This window comes from Rheinheimera sp. EpRS3 (assembly GCF_001513785.1).
Lineage (GTDB): Bacteria > Pseudomonadota > Gammaproteobacteria > Enterobacterales > Alteromonadaceae > Alishewanella.
Genome location: NZ_LNQS01000001.1, coordinates 273,464 through 291,704 on the forward strand (window position 1 = coordinate 273,464; position 18,241 = coordinate 291,704).

Consider the following 18,241-nt stretch of genomic DNA (forward strand, 5'->3'; position numbering starts at 1 on the left):
AGTGCCGGAATTACCTGAAGTAGAAGTATCGCGCCAGGGCATCAGCCCTTATCTGGAAAACCAACAGTTAGTCAAAGTAGTGGCTCGCCAACGTCAGCTACGCTGGTGGGTACCTGATGAGGTGCTGGCGCAGCTGAACCAGCCTGTTTTATCGGTAACGCGCCGTGCCAAGTATTTGCTTATTCAGCTGCCGCAGGGCGATATTATTTTGCACCTGGGCATGTCGGGCCATTTAAAGGTTATACCCTCTGATACGCCAGCGACTAAACATGATCATATTGATCTGGTATTAGCCAGCGGTATGGCGCTCAGGTTAAACGATACCCGCCGTTTTGGTGCTGTGCTGTGGCAGCATAAGGGGGAAACCCACCCATTACTGGCCAGCCTGGGGCCGGAGCCACTGAGTGATAATTTTAATCTGGCGCATTTAACGGCGGCTTTTGCCAAGCGCGGCAGTGCGGTAAAACTGGTGCTGATGGACAACCACGTGGTGGTAGGCGTGGGTAACATTTACGCCAACGAAGCCTTGTTTAAAGCGGGTATTTTGCCGTCCAAACCGGCCAAAGCGGTAACAGCACAACAACTGAAAAAACTGTTGCCGGTGATCAAAGATACGCTGGCCGCAGCCATTAAGCAGGGCGGTACTACGTTAAAAGATTTTAGCCAGGCCGATGGTAAACCGGGCTACTTTGCCCAGCAATTGCTGGTGTATGGCCGCGGCGGCCAGCCTTGTTTAACCTGTGATACGGTGTTAAGTGAAATTCGTCTTGGCCAGCGCAGTACGGTGTTTTGTCCGAAGTGTCAGAACTAAAACCGTTTTTTCGCAGTAACCCGCCACTGCCAGGCATCCAGCTCAGGGTTGTCGCTAAAAGGATGGGTTAGATCAATATGGATCATGGTACCGCGGCTGGAATGCGACGACAGTAAGCGTATACCACCACCCACGCCAAACAACACACCATCATCGATATTGCTGTCAAAATCCTGCTCGGCGCCCCAGCTACGGCCGGCATCAACAAAGCTGGCAAAGCCTACATCCAGCAATTGCAATATTGACCAGTCGGTAAAGTAGCGGTACTCAGCAGTGGCGACTACACGGCTGTCACCACGTTGATAATACAGTGGAAAAGCGCGCAGGCCGGTGTCGCCGCCTAAATACAGGGCGTTATCCTGAAACAGCTGGCGGCCAAATTCAGCGTTAATAATACCAACAGCACTACTACTATTGTTTAACTGATGCACCAGTTGCAGCTGATTGCTAAACAAATGCTGGTTAATCTCTTTTAACCACAGCGCCTGATAACGGCTGTTACCGAGTAAAAAAGTGTCACTGCTTAGCTGCCATACCTTAGCCAGCTCAGAATCCAGTTGCCAGCCAGGGTTGTCTGCGCTAAGCCATGACTGCAAACGGCCAATGCGTAACCGCGCCTGCCAGCCAAGGTTAATATCTTCTACCCGGTTAAACTGGTTAATGTTAAACAGCTTTTTGTAGTTGGTTTGCAGCATCTGGTATTCTAGCCAGACAGAAGACAAATTGCGATCTTCCGGCGCGGAGAACTGGGTTTCATCAATATGCTGAAACTTGGTGTCGTCCAGCGTTATACCCACATTAAGCCGGTGAATGCGGTTTCCCCGTTCGGCAATTTTAAAACCGGCGTAGGTTTCAAACCATTTTTGCTTACGGTCATACAGGTTAATTTCATCGCCCAGCAGGTAGTCTTTAATTTCTTCTTTTTTCTGCTCTATATCTAAACTGAATGCCCAGTTTGATGACAGCCGGTAAAAAGGCCGGGTTAGCGCAAAGTGATAGCTTTCGCCGTCTGAGTTATCGGCATAGCGGGTGAGGGTATTCCAATGTGTGCCGAAGATATTCGGCGAAGCGAAACTGACCAGATAGCCGCTACGTTCACTGTCTTTGGCGTAGTCCAGCTGCAGTTGATTACCTGTACCCAGCAGGTTGTCGTCGGCAATGCCGACAGAGTAGTCGGTTTCACCGCCTTCGCTGCTAAAATCTATTTTGGGTAGTAAAGACCAGTTATCCCAGGTTTCTACCAGCACGTCGGCGCTTTGTGTGTCTTCGCAATAGCGAATCACCCTGACAGCAGCTTCACGGATATAGGCGCGGCTGCGCAATAAGCGCTCAGTTTCTTCCAGATCATTTAAGTTAAGTGGCTCCCCGGGAAGAAACAGCAGGTCGTCCTGTACTGTGGGTTCTTTGGTGATAATGTGGCTGTAGTTAGCAAAACGGTGCAGCCAGAATGTGCCTTTCTCACTCAGGTCGAATACATTATTACGTTGATACTGGATATTACCCACTTTAACGCCTTTGGGTAGCACGGTATTGCTTTGCGGGCTGACTTCAGTGCAGTCAGCCCAGCTTGCACAGCAAAAAACAGCGGTAAATAAGCAGCTTAGACTGCGAAACATAAGCCTGCCCTCCTGGCTGACGGTAAAGGGGTGTCTGTAGCAATAGTGTTACCAGTTAACGTTATTTCGGCGTACTTAGCAAGTAAAGCCTATACGCTGTGGTTTTGTGTTGTTGCATCTGCCGCTTCGGTTGGTGTGGGTGTAGCTTGTTGCGCCAGATAAACCGTGCGCTGCGGAAACGGTATTTCGATACCTGCTTGGTCAAACGCCTGTTTAATTTCTTCCTGCAGGCTGTTGCGTAAGTCGCGGAAGTTTTCCCGTTTACTCCATACTGAAAATTGAATATTCAGTGATGAATCACCAAAGCCGAGGAATAAAAACATCGGGTCTGGTTCATCCAGGCACAACGGGTTATTGTCAGCGACTTTCAGCATCACCTGGCGAACTTGCGAGATATTTTCTTTGTAAGCCACCCCGATTAATAAATCAAAGCGCCGGATCGGAAAGCGTGTCAGGTTAGTCATTTCGCTTTTAATCAGGCTTTCATTTGGAATGCGCACATAAAGGTTATCAAAGGTACGCAGCTTTACTGACAATAAATCTATAGATAACACCTCACCGGTGGTATTACCTACTTTAATGGTGTCACCCAACTGAAAGGGTTGCTCACCAATTAAAAATAAGCCGCTGATCAGGTTAGATGCCGAGGTTTGTGAAGCAAACCCCAGTGCAACCGATAACACACCGGCAGCACCCAGCAATACACTGAGTGAAAACCCGAGTTGTTTTAGCGCAGAGGCAATAAACAACGCCAGCAGTAGCCAGTACACCAAACGTTTAAACAGTACTACATGATGCTGCGAGAAGTTGTTTATCAGAATACGGCCGATAGCCCGCGATGCAAGGCCTGCGACAACAAAACCGGCCAGCAGTAAAATGCTGGCTTTTAATATATGGCTGGCTTGTTCTGATTGCAGCCAGTGCAGGAGTTGTTCAGTCATATTGCCTCTGGGTTATTCAGTAAAAATATGCGTAAAGGCGCGGATCAGGCTGTGTTTTTCCGGCACGGCCCGCGCCGGGCTGATCAGCATTGCGCCGTTAGTATCAGCAGCCGACAAGGTGCCGGTTTTAAAGCGGGCCAGGCTGTTTGCGCCTTCATGTTGCAAGGTTATCGGGTCGGTCCATAAATTGCCATCGGCCGAACTGTAAACGGCCAGATAGGGTACAGGAATACTGATTTTACTCAATGACAGCATTTGCTTTGAAGTGTTTTGAATCACCACCGGCGTAATGGCGCGATGTGGCCGCAGTGGCAGCTCGTTTTTATTGTAGCGGGCATGGGTTTTGTCGGCGTAGCATAATTCGCCTACCTGAGTAGAGGGGCCAAACCAGGTGTCGGATAAACGCGCAATGGCAATTTCCTGCAACAGGTATTCCGGCTGTTGCAAAGACACCTGCACACTTACCGGTGAGCTGATATACAAGGTGGTTTGTTCAGCTGGCGGAATATGCACAGGTTGCAGTGTTTTCACTACGACCGGTCTGTCCATCAGCACAGGTTTCAGGCACAATGCCGCCGGGCTTTGACGAAACATATAACGTTCGGCTTTTAGTTGTGGCGGCATACATATTGCCGCTGAGCTGCTGAGTAATTCGCGCCCGTCAACGGCGCTGGTGCGTTCATACGCCAGCAGCCACTGTTGCGCCTGGCGTTTAACATAAATACTTAACGGGCCTATGTTGAAGCTCCAGCAACTGTCTGCTTCCAGTTCAACCGGTCGCCACCAGGCGTTATCTGCTGAGTGTTTTTGTGTCATATAGTCTGCTCAATCACGATGCTGCAGCAATCTTAACAAGAAGGCCGTATAAGTCCTATTGGCGTTTTGGCAATATTCAGTTGAGATTCACTGCTATGCTTTATAAAATAGCGCCATATTTTGCTTATCCAGCAACAGGTTAATTAACTTAGCCGGAGATTTATCACCCTTATGGACGTGCCCAGTAGCAGGCCCAGCCTGCCAACACCCATTTTCTGCAATTGTTTCGCCAATTGTGCCGCTTAGTAAGGTAGTTTTCAGCCCTTACTAAGCTTGTTTAGTAAGAGGTTGCTATGGAATTACCTGCGCTGATCAGCACACTGCGCACCGCGCTGGAATCAGATACTGTACATTTGCTGCGTGAGCGGCTGGACGACGTGCACCCCGCCGACCTGGCCAGCGCGCTGGTTGAGTTTGCCGCCCAGGATCTATGGACCCTGCTAACCGTGCTGCCGCGCTCAGAGCAAGCGGAAGTATTTGGCTATTTACCGGCAGAAGAGCAGGTAAATTTATCCATAAATATCAGCCGTCGTAAGCTGGCACCTATTATCCGCCAGATGTCTTCTGATGAACGCGCCGATTTATTTAACCGCTTAAGTGACGAGCAACGCGAAACTCTGCTGCCAGCACTGGCGCAAGCCGAGCGTGAAGACTTACTGCGTTTGACATCGCATGAAGAAGGCACAGCCGGTGCCATTATGACGTCTGACTACGCCATTCTTGCCGCCGAGCTGACTGTGGCACAAGCGCTGGATTCACTGCGCCGTGAAGCGCCGGACAAAGAAACCATTTATTCAGCCTACGTGGTAGATGCTGCCCGTAAATTAATTGGCGTAGTGTCGTTGCGCGATCTTATTCTGGCGCCGCTGCATATGCCGATAGAAGAGCTGATTAACCACGATCCTATCTATGCCAGTGTCGATATGCCGCAGGAAGAAGTGGCGTCACTGATTGCCAAGTACGACTTACTGGCCCTGCCTATTGTTAACAGCGAACACCAGATGGTCGGTATTGTAACCTACGATGACGCCATGGACGTTGCCGCAGCCGAAGCGACAGAAGACTTTCACAAAACTGCCACCATCGGCAAGCTGGAAACCAGCGTTAAACAGGCAGGTATTGGTTTACTGTATCGCAAGCGGGTGTTCTGGTTGGTTATTTTAGTGTTTGGCAATATCTTCTCCGGCGCCGGCATTGCCCATTTTGAAGGTATTATTGCCAGCCATATTGCGCTGCTATTCTTTTTACCGTTATTAATTGGTAGCAGCGGTAATGCCGGGGCGCAATCGGGTACATTAATGGTGCGTGCGCTGGCTACCGGTGAAATTAAACTGCGTGACTGGGGCTATTTGCTTGGCAAAGAATGTCTGGTAGCCGGTTTATTAGGCCTGACGATGGCGACCGCTGTAGTAGGGCTGGGCTGGTGGCGCGGAGGCTATGATATTGCTGTGGTGGTGTCGCTAACAATGATGCTGGTGGTACTGGCGGGCAGTTTAATTGGTTTGTCACTGCCATTTTTACTCAGCCGTTTTAACCTGGACCCTGCTACCGCCAGCGGCCCGTTAATTACCTCTATTGCCGACGTCGCCGGTGTGGTGCTGTATTTTTCTATTGCTACCTGGTATCTGGGGCTTTAACAAAACAGCACGGCGTATCTGGCGCAGTGCTGCTCACTAGGGGGTTATTAAACAGTTGTTACGAAAATGCCAGATAACCGCTGTGGCAGTAACCGTCGGCAAAACCATCACCCTGAATATCTATCTGGCTCCAGTCACCACTGGTTTGTATTACTGTAATAAGTTGGCCGCTGCGCAGGGTGGTTTTAACATCAAAGCTTGTGCCGGGGCCAGCCCGCAGGCGTAAACCATCGCGGGCTATTACTGTGGCACGTCTGGCGTCGTGGGCTGGCAAGTTGTTCGTTTCCAGCACCGGCGCATTAGCCGGTAATGGTGGCCGGCCAAATTGCGCAGTCGGCAACGGTGGTGCCGCCGGTGTGCCATGCCAGCTAGCAATAGCTTGTTGCAGGTTTTCTGCCCAATCTGTATCGCCATTTGGCGGGTAACTGCCACTGCGCAGCTGCGCCAGTTGCATGCCCTGCATTTGTAAGTGCGGTAACTCCCAGCTTAACGGTTCCAGTTGCTGCAACTGTGCCAGCTTATGCAGCTGTTTCCACCAGCCTTTGCGCTCGCCGCTGTCATCCCAGCTCCATTTACCGTCAATATAGAGTACAAAATCGGCAGCAACACCGTACTGGTGTAAAGAGCTCCACGCATCGGCATTAGTCACTTTTGCGCCGGGTTTTGTGCGGCCCTGGTTGTATAGCTCGCGCTGGCGCTGTGGCGAGCGAAAGCCCTCAAATAATCTGAAAGGTAAGTTTGCGCGGGCAAGTTCCTGCAACAGCAACTCGACTTTTTGCCGGAAAGTCGGATGCAGGTGTTCCATCACCATATCTCTGGCCATAGTAAAAGCTCCTCCGTTACCCCGGTGTTGCCGGGTTAGCCGCAGCCTGCGGCTGGTATGAAGTATAGCCGGGCAATAAACGGGCGGCAGAGAGAGGTTGCTGTTTTACTTATCTGCCGGGGCGGAAAAATCACTGCCCCCGGTTTATGTCACTAATTAAACATAACACTCACCCGGATTACGCTTAGTACTATGAGAACAATATAGGTGATGGCTACAGTTGGCTTTAACGCCTGGCGCAGGTAAGACATGGCCAGAGTGGTGACACCGCCGCGTTGTTGCTGCCAGGTGCTGTGCCATTGCATACCAATGTCCTGGTTTTGTATCAGTGCTTGCTCTAGCTGTAGCAGTCGTTCGGCGGTGCGCTGTTGTACTGTGCGCAGCAAAGCTTCATGCAGCCAGAACAAGGCTATTGCTGTGAACTGAATACGTAAACTGTCGCCGTTATGCAGCAACCAAAACCAGACGACAAGGCAAAGCAGTTTTAACCACAGCGCCTGCATATCCATTTTGTCGTAACTTTGTTGCAGGCAGAGCCATTCAGATTGGGTACGTGCGGTCATGCTAAGTTCCTTTATATTCCGTTACAGGATTGGTTGGTGCGCCATGCGCGTGCTGCGGCTCTATATGTACACTAAGTTCAACACCCAGCTGCTGCATGGCCAGTTCGGCGTCGTCAGCTAATTGGTGCGCCTGCTCTACTGTCCAGTGGCCGGGCACCTGCATATCTACCTGAGCAAACTGCAGGGTGGCGGCAGAGCGGGTGCGCAGGTTAATAAACTGCACTTTACCGCTGGCAAAATGATCCAGCGCCTGCGCTATTTCACTGATGCGACTGTCAGGCAGGGCTTTGTCCATCAGGCCGTTTACTGCACGATAAAGGATGCCACCACCTTCATGCAGAATATGCAGCGCAACGGCAATGGCAACAGCAGCGTCTAACCAGTTGTGGCCGGTGAGTACAGCAAGGCCAACGCCGATAACCACGCCGGCGGTGGTCCAGACATCGGTTAGCAGGTGCTTGCCATCGCCTTCGAGGGCGGGAGAATTATACTGCTTACCACCTTTTAACAATAACATGGCAATAGCCAGGTTAATCAGGCTGGCCAGTACTGTAAGCAAAGTGCCTATACCCAGCGTAGAAATAGGTTGCGGGTTAAACAGCCGTTCAATAGCTGTGGCAAGAATTACCAGTGCGGCGAGAAAAATCATGCCGCCTTCAAAGGCAGCTGATAAATATTCTGCTTTGCTGTGGCCATAAGGGTGGCTGTTATCAGCCGGGCGGCGGGCAATACTGACCATAGCCAGGGCAAAACCTGCCCCGGCAACGTTAACCAGAGATTCTACCGCGTCAGATAAAAAGCCGACCGAGCCGGTAAGTTGCCAAGCCAGTGACTTAAGCGCCATAGTGGCGAAGGCACCCACTAAAGACAGTAGCAGTAACTGGCGCGGGCGTAGTTTTAACATGGTGTATTTCATAATTTATCAGCGGCTTACTGCAGTGTAGAGTAGCCGCAGCCCGATGTCATGTAGTGTCATGCACTGTCATATGGAGCCATGTGCTGTCACGCGCTGCGTTTGGGTAAAAACAACGATACCAGCACGGTAGCCACCAGCATGCCTGATGAGATCCACAAACATGCCGTTAAGCCTGCCAGCTGATATACCCAACCGGATAACACCGTGCCAATCAGGCGGCCCATGGCGTTGGCCATATAGTAAAAGCCGACATCCAGTGACACGCCATCACTTTTCGCCATGCTGACAATCATATAACTGTGTAAGGATGAATTAATAGCAAACACGGCACCAAACAGCAGCAGACCGCCGAGCAGGGCAGTTTCTGCCTGCCACTGTTGCTCAAGTGCTACCGCAATTGCGGCTGGGATGGCACACAATAGCAGTGCCCACAATGTTAAGGTGCCACCGTCAGGCAGACGGGCTTTACCGGTAAGCAGGGGGGCCATACTTTGCACCGCGCCATAGCCAATAACCCATAAGGCCAGAAAGCTGCCCACGGCCCAGTGGCTCCAGCCAAACTGGCTGGCCAGCGTTAGTGGTAGGGCAATAACAAACCAGACATCGCGGGCGCCAAACAACAGCATACGCGCGGCTGACAATAAATTAATTGCCCGGCTTTTTGACAACAGCTCAGTAAATTTGGGCTTGGTTTTGCTTTTACCCAAATCGGCTTTCAGGCGCCATAAGCTTAGCAACCAGACTACGCTTAGCATCAGCAACATAAGCAGTATCGCTGTGCTAAAACCATACAGGCTCAGCAGTAAACCACCGATAAAAAAGCCCACACCTTTAAGCGCATTTTTTGAACCGGTAAGAATAGCTACCCATTTAAACAAAGTGTTTTGGGCGTTGTCTGCCACCAGCAGTTTGATGCTGCTTTTGGCGCTCATTTTATTTAAGTCTTTGGCAATGCCTGACAGCGCCTGCGCTGCCATAACCCAGGACACAATTAAATACTGGGCCGGTAGCAACAACATACCCAGTGCCAGTATTTGCAGCAACAGGCCGATATTCATGGTTTTATTCAGGCCGATGCGGGCACCCAGCCAGCCGCCAACCAGGTTGGTAATAACGCCAAAAATTTCATAAAACAAAAACAGCATGGCAATGGCCAGGCCGCTGTAACCCAGGCTATAAAAATGCAGCACCACCAACATGCGCAGTGCGCCGTCGGTTAAGGTAAAGGCCCAGTAATTCGCTGTTACCAGCATATATTGGCGTAGCTGTGGGCTTAGCGTACTTAGCATAGACTTGTTCCGGTTAGCATCGTTTAGGCTTTATCCTGCAGGCCAACCAGTTTGGCCAGTTCAACCGTACGGTTGGCGTAGCCCCACTCATTGTCGTACCAGGCATAAATTTTTACCTGAGTGCCGTTAACCACCATAGTGGATAGCGCATCAATAATGCTGGAGCGCGGGTCGGTTTTATAATCTACCGACACCAAAGGCCGGGTTTCATAACCGAGAATATCTTTTAACTCGCCCTCTGCGGCGGCTTTTAGCAGAGCGTTAACTTCATCGCTTGTGGTGGTGCGCTCTACTTCAAATACGCAGTCAGTTAATGAGGCATTGGCCAGCGGCACGCGCACGGCATGGCCATTTAAGCGGCCTTTAAGTTCTGGGAATATTTCGGTAATGGCGGTAGCCGAGCCGGTGGTAGTGGGGATTAAACTGCTGCCACAGGCGCGGGCACGGCGTAAATCTTTGTGCGGTGTGTCTAAAATGCTCTGGGTGTTGGTTAAATCGTGAATAGTGGTAATGCTGCCATGCTTAATGCCCAGTTGTTCGTGTATTACTTTTACCACCGGTGCCAGGCAGTTAGTTGTGCAACTGGCGGCGGTAACAATGCGGTGCATGTCTTTATTATATAGCTGCTGGTTTACGCCCATTACCACGTTTAATACACCCGGCTCTTTTACCGGCGCGCTTACTACTACCCGTTTTACGCCTTGCGCCAAGTAAGCCTCTAATAAAGCTTTGCTTTTCATCTTGCCAGACGCCTCAATGACGACATCACACTGTGACCAGTCGGTATCATTAATGGCTTTATTGCTGCTAACAGCAAGGGTTTTACCATTGATCACGATGTTATCGCCCTCGGCCACAGCATTGTGGCGCCAGATACCGTGTACTGAGTCAAAGTTCAGTAAGTGGGCAAAGGTAGCCGCATCGGCAGCCGGGTCGTTAATTTGTACAAATTCCAGCTCGGGCCAGTCAAACGCCGCGCGCAGTGCTAAACGGCCAATACGGCCAAAGCCATTAATACCTACTTTAATTCTCATCTTGTTAATCCTGTATGTTAACGATATTACTTAGTTACATTGTTCGGTGGCGTAACCAGTTGCATCGCGAGCTCAGTTACATAGCGCGGCACGTTGCGGCCTGTCGCCCATCTGATTAAGTTTGCTAAGGTTATCCGCAATAAGGGCGCTATTATTTGCCGCGGTAAGCCGCAACACCTCTAGAGCCCAATCGGGTAGGTTATCGGCTAAGCGGTAAAACACCCACTGGCCGTGGCGGCGGTCCTGCAAAATGGCGGCTTTACGCAGCTGAGCCAAATGGCGTGAAATTTTCGGCTGGGTTTCAGTAAGTGCGGCAGTTAGCTCACAGACGCACAGCTCTTGTTGCTGCTGAATAAGTAACAGAGTTTTTAACCGGGTATCGTCGGCCAGGGCTTTATAAAAACTTAAGGCATCGCTTAGCTGCTCGGGTTTAGCACGGTATTTCTGGCTAAACAGTAAGAAGTATTTAATCCGCTCGCTTAACTCGTTTAACACTACATCAAAGGCTTTAGTTCCGGCTTTGGGTTTAGGGTCGGCAAAATCCCAGGCCAGAATTTGCGCCGCTTTTACCTGAGTAATGCAGCTTTGATGGGCTTTGTCACACAAGGTAATGGCGTAGTCGAAATAGCGCTCATTCAGGCTGGTTAAGTCCTTACTACGCAGGTTTTCACCCGAAATATGCCGTGCATCCAAAACTGTAAATACCCGCGGGTCTATTGGTTCTGGCGCAGTACCGGCACTGAACACGTCAAACTGATCGATAGCCATATGCCGGAACAAGGCTTCAGCAAGTTGCGAGCGGGCCGAGTTGCCGGTGCAGATAAAAATCACGGATTTTTTATTCATGCTAATTACCTTTTTTGTAATATGCGAATTATCATATATCTATATTTATGCATGTCAACGGCAGCGGTTAAAATTCACATAGTTGTCATCTGGCCGTTTTACACTGCCGCCAGTTTTAAGCCGGACGTTGGGAGCGGTTATGTTGTCGAAGCTGAAAATTTCCAGCAGGGTACTGATACTGGGTGTACTGCCTCTATTAATGTTGTTATTGGTGCTGGCCGGGGCTTTTTGGTCGGCACAGCAAAAAGATAAGCTGTTTAATCAGCTATACGATGATCATCTGGCGATTTTGTCTGACGTTATGGCGGTGCAGCAGATTTTGCAGCAAACCGCACTGCAGGATATCCGCAAATACCGCACCGGCTGGGCTTCAGCCGAAGCCACCGAGCAAGTGGTTAAACAACATATGGCGCAGGCACAGCAGCACTGGCAGGGTTTTGTACAAAGCAGGCCACTGCAGGACGACAGCGAATTCTATACCGAACTGGATCAGGCTTTTGCCAAAGCGATTAAGCATTATGGCGAGTGGATTAGCTATGCCGGCAGTGACGCACTGCTGGTGCGCATTTTGAATGAGTCTACCGTTAATAGCGAAATTGAGCTTAGGATCACCGGCTTTACCCAGCTGACTGAGGCTTTTATTCAGCAGCAACTCAGTGCCGCGGTAACAGTACGTGACAGAGCGCAGCATTTTACCGGACAACTGGTGCAGGCCTATTTATTGGGTGGTCTGGCATTGGTATTGCTGGTTAGTGGGCTTATTTGGGCAATACAGCGCTCAGTGTGCCGGCCATTACTGGCGCTGCGTGATTTGCTGATACAGGTGGTTACCCGCTCCGATCTTAGCCTGCGGGCAAACGACAATGGCAAAGACGAACTGGCACAAGCTGCCAGCGCACTAAATCAGATGATGCAGCATTTTGAGCAACTGGTTGCCAAGCTGGGCCACAGCGCTGTGGCGTTAAACCAGCAGGCAGGGCAAGTGTACGATATCAGTACCGAGGTAAACCAAAGCGCTGCCGTACAGGCGCGCCAGGCACAGCAACTTGCCGCAGCTGCTGAGCAAATGAGCAGCAGTGTGCAGCAAGTCGCGCAAAACGCCGGAGTGGCTGCGCAAGCAGCAGTGCACGCAGAGCAGTTGTGCCAAAATGGCCATACGGCAGCAGATAAAAGTGCAGCAGGTATTACGGCACTGGCGGTACAGTTGCAACACAGTGTAGAGGTGGTCAGTGGTTTACAGCAGGGCTCCGGCCAGATTTCCAGTGTGCTGGAGGTGATCCGTAAAATTTCTGAGCAAACCAATTTACTGGCGTTAAATGCCGCTATTGAAGCAGCCAGGGCAGGTGAGGCCGGGCGCGGTTTTTCTGTAGTCGCCGACGAAGTGCGTACCTTGTCTGCTAATACCAAGCAGGCTACAGAGTCAATAAATGGCATGATTTCACAGTTGCAGCAGCAAGCTGCTAATGCCGTACAGGTAATGCAGCAGGCGCATACGCAGGCCAATACCAATGTGCAGTTAGCGCAGGATACCGGCAGCCGCTTTAATCAACTGGCCAGCGCAGTTGAGCATATCAGCAGCGCAAATGCACAAATACACACGGCCACAGCGCAGCAACAAGTGGTTTCAGAAAATATCGCCGCAACTATACATCAGTTAAACGACGAGGTAAGCCAGTTAAGCAACGAAGCTAGCCGCTCAGCCAGCGCCAGTGAGCAACTAACCCAACTGGCCGCCCAGCTAAATAACGACTGGCAGGTATTCAATGCTGTTGCTAAGCAAGTTTAACTAGTCGGACAAGAACGGTACAGCGCCATCATTTGGCTGCCGGTTTGCATCAGGCTTAGCAGTATGCTGGCTACATAAATCAATCCGAGGCTCAGCAGCGCAGATAATACAATTTTGCCGCTGCTCAGCTGTTGCTGTTTGCCGTAGGCAAACCAGGCAATAAACAGCCAGCAAAGCAGAATCAACTGCATTAGGGCTTGTAAGCCAGCTCCCAGCAAAAACAATGTCCGCTCTGTCGCCTGTTGATATACCACTTGTGCCTGCTGCAGTTGCTGTTGCAGCGCGTTGCTGGTTGCAGTGTCGGCCACTAACTCACCGGTAGCATCGGTATTGCACAGTAAACGCGCTGTCATTGGCTGTAAGGCCTGAGCGCTTTGTTCCAGTTGGATCCAGCTTTTGGCAACGACCGGATCTATCATGGCGATATTGGTCAGCGCATTGGCAAATACCAACAACACCATAGTAATGCCGCAAAAAAAGGCGAACAGGCGGAAAAAGGCAGAGAAGCTGCTGGCAACGCCCACCATTCTCAGACAGCCAAAGGCGATAGCTGCGGCGAAAAACAACAGAAATAAATCAAACAGCGCGCTACTGGCCAGGCGCGTAAAAGCTGCATCGTCGGCGGGTAACGCGACAGGGTTCACCGCTTCGGGCAGCAACTGACTGATAAACAGCGCAATAAGAAACGACAGAATTAAAAACTCGACGCCTTTGCTGATCTCATCGGGCTGTTCAGGAAGCGCCGATTGCTGCTGGATAAAACGTTTGGGGCGGAATAAACACTGACTGAAGTGGTTAAAAAATAATGGAATTTCAGCAATAACGCGCTCGATATAGCTTTTCATCATGTGTCCTTGTCAGCGTATGAGCCGGCGGATACAACATAATTCCGTTTCAACTATAGGCGTCCGGGCGGCTTTTGCACATTGCATGTACAAATAAAACGCTTTACACTTGCCGCGCAACCAAGGGGTGCAATAGCTGAGATGCCGCAAGGCGAACCCTTAGAACCTGATCCGGATTATACCGGCGGAGGGATGGTGCTAACTCCTCAAGCTGGTGTGATCTCTGTGTTTTTATGGAGATTCATACAAAAATGCGTTTTTTCCCATCGTTAATCGCTGTTGCGGTATGCAGCAGTTTTTCTATTCAAATTAATGCAGCTGAAACTGCCCCAGAGCCGGTCGATACGGCTATAGAGCGGATTCGTGTACAAGGCGATTTTCGCCAGCAGGCAGTACAGCAGGTTGCCGGTAGTATTGCGCTGGTCAGTGAGCAGGATGTTAAGCGCACCTCAGCGCAACATCTGGATGACTTACTTAACCAGTTTGCCAATGTTAACTTTACCTCCGGCGCATCACGCGGCCGCTATATTCAGATGCGCGGCATCGGCGAGCGTAGCGAGTTTGTTGATACGATAAACCCATCAGTGGGCATACTGATTGACGGTATTGATTATTCCGGTATGGGGATCAGCGGCATCAGTGACTTAGCCCAACTGGAAGTATTTCGTGGCCCCGAGGCTACCCGCTTTGGCGCCAATGCGCTGGCCGGTATGCTAAACCTGACTACCAAAGGCCCAACGGCGACGCCGGAAGCTAAGTTCAGTGCTACGCTGGCTAACTACAACAGCCGCCAACTGGCAGGCCAGTTTAGCAATAGCATTAATGAGCAACTGGGTTACAGTTTTTCGCTAGAACAGCAAAACTCGGATGGCTTTATCAATAACGCCTATTTAAACCGCGACGATACCAACAACATCGACGAATTTACCGGCCGTTTTAAACTGCGTTATCAGCCATCAGATGCCCTGACGCTGCAACTGGTTACGCACTTTACCGATCAGGATAACGGCTATGATGCCTTTTCGCTGGATCGCAACCGCACCACGCTGTCAGACGAGCCCGGGCAGGATAAGATCCGTAGCAAAGCGGTAGCACTGCAGGCTGATTACCGTGGTTTGCCCTTTGCTACAGTGCTGGCGCAACTGAGTTATTTAACCGCCGACAGCGACTACGGTTTTGACGAAGACTGGAGCTATGTCGGTATTCACCCGGATGAATATGCCACTACCGACCGGTACTTACGCAGCCGCGATCAATTTACGCTGGATTACCGGTTTGTCTCTACACCCGAGGGTAAACTGGGCAACAGCGACTGGGTATTTGGCCTCTATGCCGCCAGCAAGAATTTTGATTTAACGCGGCAGTTCTGGAGCTGGGATTTGTCACAGGACGATGAGTTTGTCAGCGAGCTCAGCCGTAGCAATGCCGCAGTGTATGGTGAGCTAAGCACGCCATTAGGTAGCGGTTGGAGCCTGGTGTCGGGCCTGCGCCTGGAGCGGTATGACGATGACTACAGCGATATCAGCGGTAACAATATTAAAAACCACGACACTATGTGGGGCGCCAATTTAAGCCTGAATTATCAGGTAAATAGCCAGGCGTTAATATACCTGCTGGCGTCGCGTGGCTATAAAGCCGGTGGTGTAAACGGCGATGCGCTGGCCAAAGCCGCCGATGACAGCTTAAGCGAGCTCAACAGCAAAGCCAGTTTCCAGCCTGAAACGCTGTACAACGCCGAGTTTGGCGTAAAAGGCAGTGCGTTGGATCAAAGCATTACCGCAAGGGTGGCGGCATTTTATATGTGGCGTGACGATATGCAGGTAAAAGGCTGGCTTAACCCCGACAGCGGCCCGCAATTTGCCGGTTTTATTGATAATGCCGGTAGCGGCCGTAACTACGGTATTGAAATGGAAAACCGCCTGCAACTGCATCCGCAGTTTGCAGTATTTTTATCTGCCAGCTGGCTCAAAACCAAGCTGGGTAATTATGTCACGCTGGACGAAGAAAATTTCAGCGGTCGCGAGCAGGCCCAGGCGCCACGCTTTCAGTACAGTGTAGCCACTGACTGGTATATCACCGAAGCCCTTACCTTTAATGTCAGCCTGCAGGGTAAAGATGCCTTCTTTTACTCTGACGGCCACAATGCCCGATCGTCACGCTACGAGCTGTTGGGCGCGCGTTTAAGCTACCAGCTAACAAACTGGGAACTGGCAGTATGGACCCGCAACGCGCTGGATCAGGATATCGGTGTGCGCGGCTTCTATTTTGGTAACGACCCCAGAGATGGCTACGAGCCACATGTGTATGAGCAATTTGCTGAGCCACGCCGTTTTGGCGTAACTGCAAGCTACCAGTTTTAAGGCCAGTGATGTTTGAGGAGAACGTTATGCAATTATCTGTTGAAATCAGTAAGTACCCGTTAGCCGACGATTATATCGGCCCGATAAAAGGCTTTATTGAGCAGCTGAATAAATACCCGGACGTAACCGTGTTAACCAACACCATGAGCACCCAGTTATTTGGTGATTACGATGCAGTAATGCAGGCCTTGCAGGCCTGTATTAAATGGTCATTTGAGCAGTACGGCAAAGTAGTATTTGTCTGTAAGTTTATTCACGGTGATTTACGGCCATGAATGAGCTGATCACACAGGCTATGGCGCAGTGGCAGCTGATGCACAGCCTTGAGCTGGCGGCAACGCTGCTGGCGCTGGCTTATGTGATTCTGGCATTAAAACAAAGCCTGTGGTGCTGGCCGGCTGCGCTGTTAAGTACGGTGTTGTTTACCCACGTTATGTGGCAGTCGGCATTGTTGTCTGATGCATTGCTACAGCTATATTACGCTGCTATGGCGCTGTATGGCTGGTGGCGCTGGCAGCAACTGCGCCAAAGCGCCCCGGATCAGCGTGGCCCGGTATACGAGTGGGCCTGGCAGCGGCATGCGGTATTAATTGGCGTTACTGCTATAGCCGGTGTGGTACTTGGGGCTTTTATGGCAAATTATACTCAGGCCGATTTTGCCTATCTTGATGCCCAAACCACAGTGTTCAGCGTAATGGCAACCTGGCTGGTAGCACGTAAACTGGTGTCAAACTGGTTGTACTGGGTGGTGATAGACGCTGTATCAATTTTCGTTTATGCACAAAAACATCTGTATTTCCTTACCGGCTTGTTTATGCTGTATACGGTTATCGCTATTGCAGGGTACTTTATTTGGCGCAGTCATTATCAGCAACAACCGGCAGTGAGATTGAGCATGTAACCCGCTTATGCCAGCGGCTGGAGTTTTTTGTCGATCAGCCGCCTGTACAAGTGCGGGCGCTGTCTCATGGCGCCAGTAACCAAAGTTACTATGTAAAAACAGCACAGGGCGAATATGTACTGCGCTGTTATCCGGCGGAATCTACCGTATGCCGCCAGCAGGAATTGCGCTGCCAGCATGCCGCCGCCGCTAAGGGGCTGGCCGCTACGCCTCTGTGTTTAAATAACCACTATCAGGTGATGTTAAGCGAATATATCCGCGGCGCCGAACCTTTCGATTATGCACGCCATGGCGGTAGTACCTTGCTATCTGTACTGGCGCAGTTTCATCAGTTGCAGGTGCAAACTGCCACGCTGGATTATGCCACCTATTTACCGCAATTACAGGCAGCGCTACCGGCCGATAGCCGTGCCGATAAAACCCTGCAGGCAGCATTGCGACAGGCTGCGCAGCAACTTAGCAGCCTGGAGCCTGATTTAGTGTTATGTCATATGGACTTACATCAGGGTAATTTGCTTTGGGCCGCAGATACACTGTGGTTACTTGATTTTGAGTACAGTCAGCAGGCCGACAGCAGCCTGGATTTAGCCGCCATAAGTTTACATTTTAGCTTAGATAAAACAGCAGAAGCACAAATGCTGGCAGATTATGCCCGCTTACGGCAGTGTAATGAACTTGATGCACTGTCAGCTGAAAAACTACTGGCCGAAAAACTGCCTGCAGCAAAGTTGTTATACAGTGGTTTTTGCTGGCGGTGGTATCTGGCGCTGCCAGATTGCCAGACAGAGGCAAACTATTGGCAGCAGCAGGTACAAGGTTTAGCGGCTGTGTCGTTACAAACCCCCTAAACGTTCAGCCAGCGTTTTGTAACGCTTTACATCCTCTTCATTAAACAGCGGTTTTCCTTCACTGTCTGTTTCAGCCGCAATCAGCAAATTTTCCCGCGCTAACCGCTCTACTCTTATTGTTTGTACGCCAAGCAAGGTTGCAACCTGCTCAACTGTCATTAGTGCCATAACCTGATCCTGTTGATTAAAAAACTTACAAGTAATAGCCT

General features: G+C 50.6%; 18 protein-coding genes and 1 riboswitch. Of the genes, 7 read left to right on the forward strand and 11 right to left on the reverse strand.

Annotated elements, in window-relative coordinates; translation table 11 throughout:
• Position 1: 1 nt before the first annotated feature.
• Positions 2–811: a bifunctional DNA-formamidopyrimidine glycosylase/DNA-(apurinic or apyrimidinic site) lyase gene (mutM, locus tag AR688_RS01205; RefSeq protein WP_068227997.1), complete on the forward strand. Its 810-nt coding sequence runs from the start codon at positions 2–4 to the stop codon at positions 809–811.
• On the opposite strand, the gene AR688_RS01210 is transcribed toward mutM, so the two are convergent.
• The 3 genes from AR688_RS01210 to AR688_RS01220 form a co-directional block, all read right to left on the reverse strand.
• Positions 808–2,427 carry a BamA/TamA family outer membrane protein gene (locus AR688_RS01210; protein ID WP_068228000.1) on the reverse strand — a complete coding sequence of 540 codons (1,620 nt, stop codon included), beginning with the start codon at positions 2,425–2,427 and terminating at the stop codon, positions 808–810. The two genes, mutM and AR688_RS01210, sit on opposite strands and share 4 nt — an antisense overlap.
• Before the next feature lie 89 nt (positions 2,428–2,516).
• Positions 2,517–3,368 (reverse strand): mechanosensitive ion channel family protein, encoded by an 852-nt coding sequence (locus tag AR688_RS01215; RefSeq protein ID WP_068228003.1) that lies wholly within the window; start codon positions 3,366–3,368, stop codon positions 2,517–2,519.
• Positions 3,369–3,380: 12 nt separating this feature from the next.
• Complete coding sequence (locus tag AR688_RS01220) at positions 3,381–4,184, reverse strand: DUF432 domain-containing protein (protein ID WP_068228006.1); 804 nt, start codon at positions 4,182–4,184, stop codon at positions 3,381–3,383.
• Positions 4,185–4,477: 293 nt separating this feature from the next.
• On the opposite strand from AR688_RS01220, the gene mgtE reads away from it, so the two are divergent.
• Positions 4,478–5,821: a magnesium transporter gene (gene mgtE, locus AR688_RS01225; protein WP_068228009.1), complete on the forward strand. Its 1,344-nt coding sequence runs from the start codon at positions 4,478–4,480 to the stop codon at positions 5,819–5,821.
• A 58-nt stretch (positions 5,822–5,879) separates the two neighbouring features.
• Here mgtE and AR688_RS01230 read toward each other — a convergent pair whose 3' ends face one another.
• From AR688_RS01230 to AR688_RS01255, 6 genes are all read right to left on the reverse strand, one after another.
• A complete protein-coding gene (locus AR688_RS01230; RefSeq protein WP_068228012.1) occupies positions 5,880–6,644 on the reverse strand; it encodes a M15 family metallopeptidase in 765 nt (254 codons plus the stop codon).
• Between the two features lie 152 nt (positions 6,645–6,796).
• Entirely contained in the window at positions 6,797–7,207 is a 411-nt protein-coding gene (locus tag AR688_RS01235; RefSeq protein ID WP_068228015.1) for a hypothetical protein, read from the reverse strand.
• 1 nt (position 7,208) lies between these two features.
• A complete protein-coding gene (locus AR688_RS01240) occupies positions 7,209–8,123 on the reverse strand; it encodes a cation diffusion facilitator family transporter (RefSeq protein ID WP_231731883.1) in 915 nt (304 codons plus the stop codon).
• Between the two features lie 86 nt (positions 8,124–8,209).
• Complete coding sequence (gene arsJ, locus AR688_RS01245) at positions 8,210–9,412, reverse strand: organoarsenical effux MFS transporter ArsJ (protein WP_068228018.1); 1,203 nt, start codon at positions 9,410–9,412, stop codon at positions 8,210–8,212.
• A gap of 23 nt (positions 9,413–9,435) precedes the next feature.
• The gene (locus AR688_RS01250; protein WP_068228021.1) at positions 9,436–10,446 is read right to left on the reverse strand and encodes an ArsJ-associated glyceraldehyde-3-phosphate dehydrogenase; all 1,011 of its coding nucleotides are present in this window, start codon (positions 10,444–10,446) and stop codon (positions 9,436–9,438) included.
• 72 nt (positions 10,447–10,518) lie between these two features.
• The gene (locus AR688_RS01255) at positions 10,519–11,292 is read right to left on the reverse strand and encodes a metalloregulator ArsR/SmtB family transcription factor (RefSeq protein WP_068228024.1); all 774 of its coding nucleotides are present in this window, start codon (positions 11,290–11,292) and stop codon (positions 10,519–10,521) included.
• Between the two features lie 139 nt (positions 11,293–11,431).
• On the opposite strand from AR688_RS01255, the gene AR688_RS01260 reads away from it, so the two are divergent.
• Positions 11,432–13,078 (forward strand): methyl-accepting chemotaxis protein, encoded by a 1,647-nt coding sequence (locus AR688_RS01260; protein ID WP_068228027.1) that lies wholly within the window; start codon positions 11,432–11,434, stop codon positions 13,076–13,078.
• Here AR688_RS01260 and AR688_RS01265 read toward each other — a convergent pair.
• The gene (locus AR688_RS01265; RefSeq protein ID WP_068228030.1) at positions 13,075–13,923 is read right to left on the reverse strand and encodes a hypothetical protein; all 849 of its coding nucleotides are present in this window, start codon (positions 13,921–13,923) and stop codon (positions 13,075–13,077) included. The two genes, AR688_RS01260 and AR688_RS01265, sit on opposite strands and share 4 nt — an antisense overlap.
• A gap of 113 nt (positions 13,924–14,036) precedes the next feature.
• Positions 14,037–14,133, forward strand: a riboswitch (TPP riboswitch).
• A gap of 41 nt (positions 14,134–14,174) precedes the next feature.
• On the opposite strand from AR688_RS01265, the gene AR688_RS01270 reads away from it, so the two are divergent.
• Genes AR688_RS01270 through AR688_RS01285 form a run of 4 tightly spaced genes read left to right on the forward strand, consistent with a single transcriptional unit; the run spans position 14,175 to position 18,032 of the window.
• A complete protein-coding gene (locus AR688_RS01270; protein ID WP_068228033.1) occupies positions 14,175–16,283 on the forward strand; it encodes a TonB-dependent receptor in 2,109 nt (702 codons plus the stop codon).
• A gap of 26 nt (positions 16,284–16,309) precedes the next feature.
• On the forward strand, positions 16,310–16,558 hold the full coding sequence (locus tag AR688_RS01275) for a YkoF family thiamine/hydroxymethylpyrimidine-binding protein (RefSeq protein WP_068228036.1): 249 nt from the start codon (positions 16,310–16,312) through the stop codon (positions 16,556–16,558).
• Positions 16,555–17,184 carry a nicotinamide riboside transporter PnuC gene (pnuC, locus tag AR688_RS01280; RefSeq protein ID WP_068228039.1) on the forward strand — a complete coding sequence of 210 codons (630 nt, stop codon included), beginning with the start codon at positions 16,555–16,557 and terminating at the stop codon, positions 17,182–17,184. The genes AR688_RS01275 and pnuC overlap by 4 nt, the downstream gene beginning before the upstream one ends.
• Positions 17,136–18,032, forward strand: a complete 897-nt coding sequence (locus AR688_RS01285) for a phosphotransferase (RefSeq protein ID WP_082694642.1) — start codon at positions 17,136–17,138, stop codon at positions 18,030–18,032. The genes pnuC and AR688_RS01285 overlap by 49 nt, the downstream gene beginning before the upstream one ends.
• On the opposite strand, the gene AR688_RS01290 is transcribed toward AR688_RS01285, so the two are convergent.
• Positions 18,018–18,200: a hypothetical protein gene (locus tag AR688_RS01290; RefSeq protein ID WP_068228046.1), complete on the reverse strand. Its 183-nt coding sequence runs from the start codon at positions 18,198–18,200 to the stop codon at positions 18,018–18,020. The genes AR688_RS01285 and AR688_RS01290 overlap by 15 nt on opposite strands.
• Positions 18,201–18,241 lie beyond the last annotated feature (41 nt).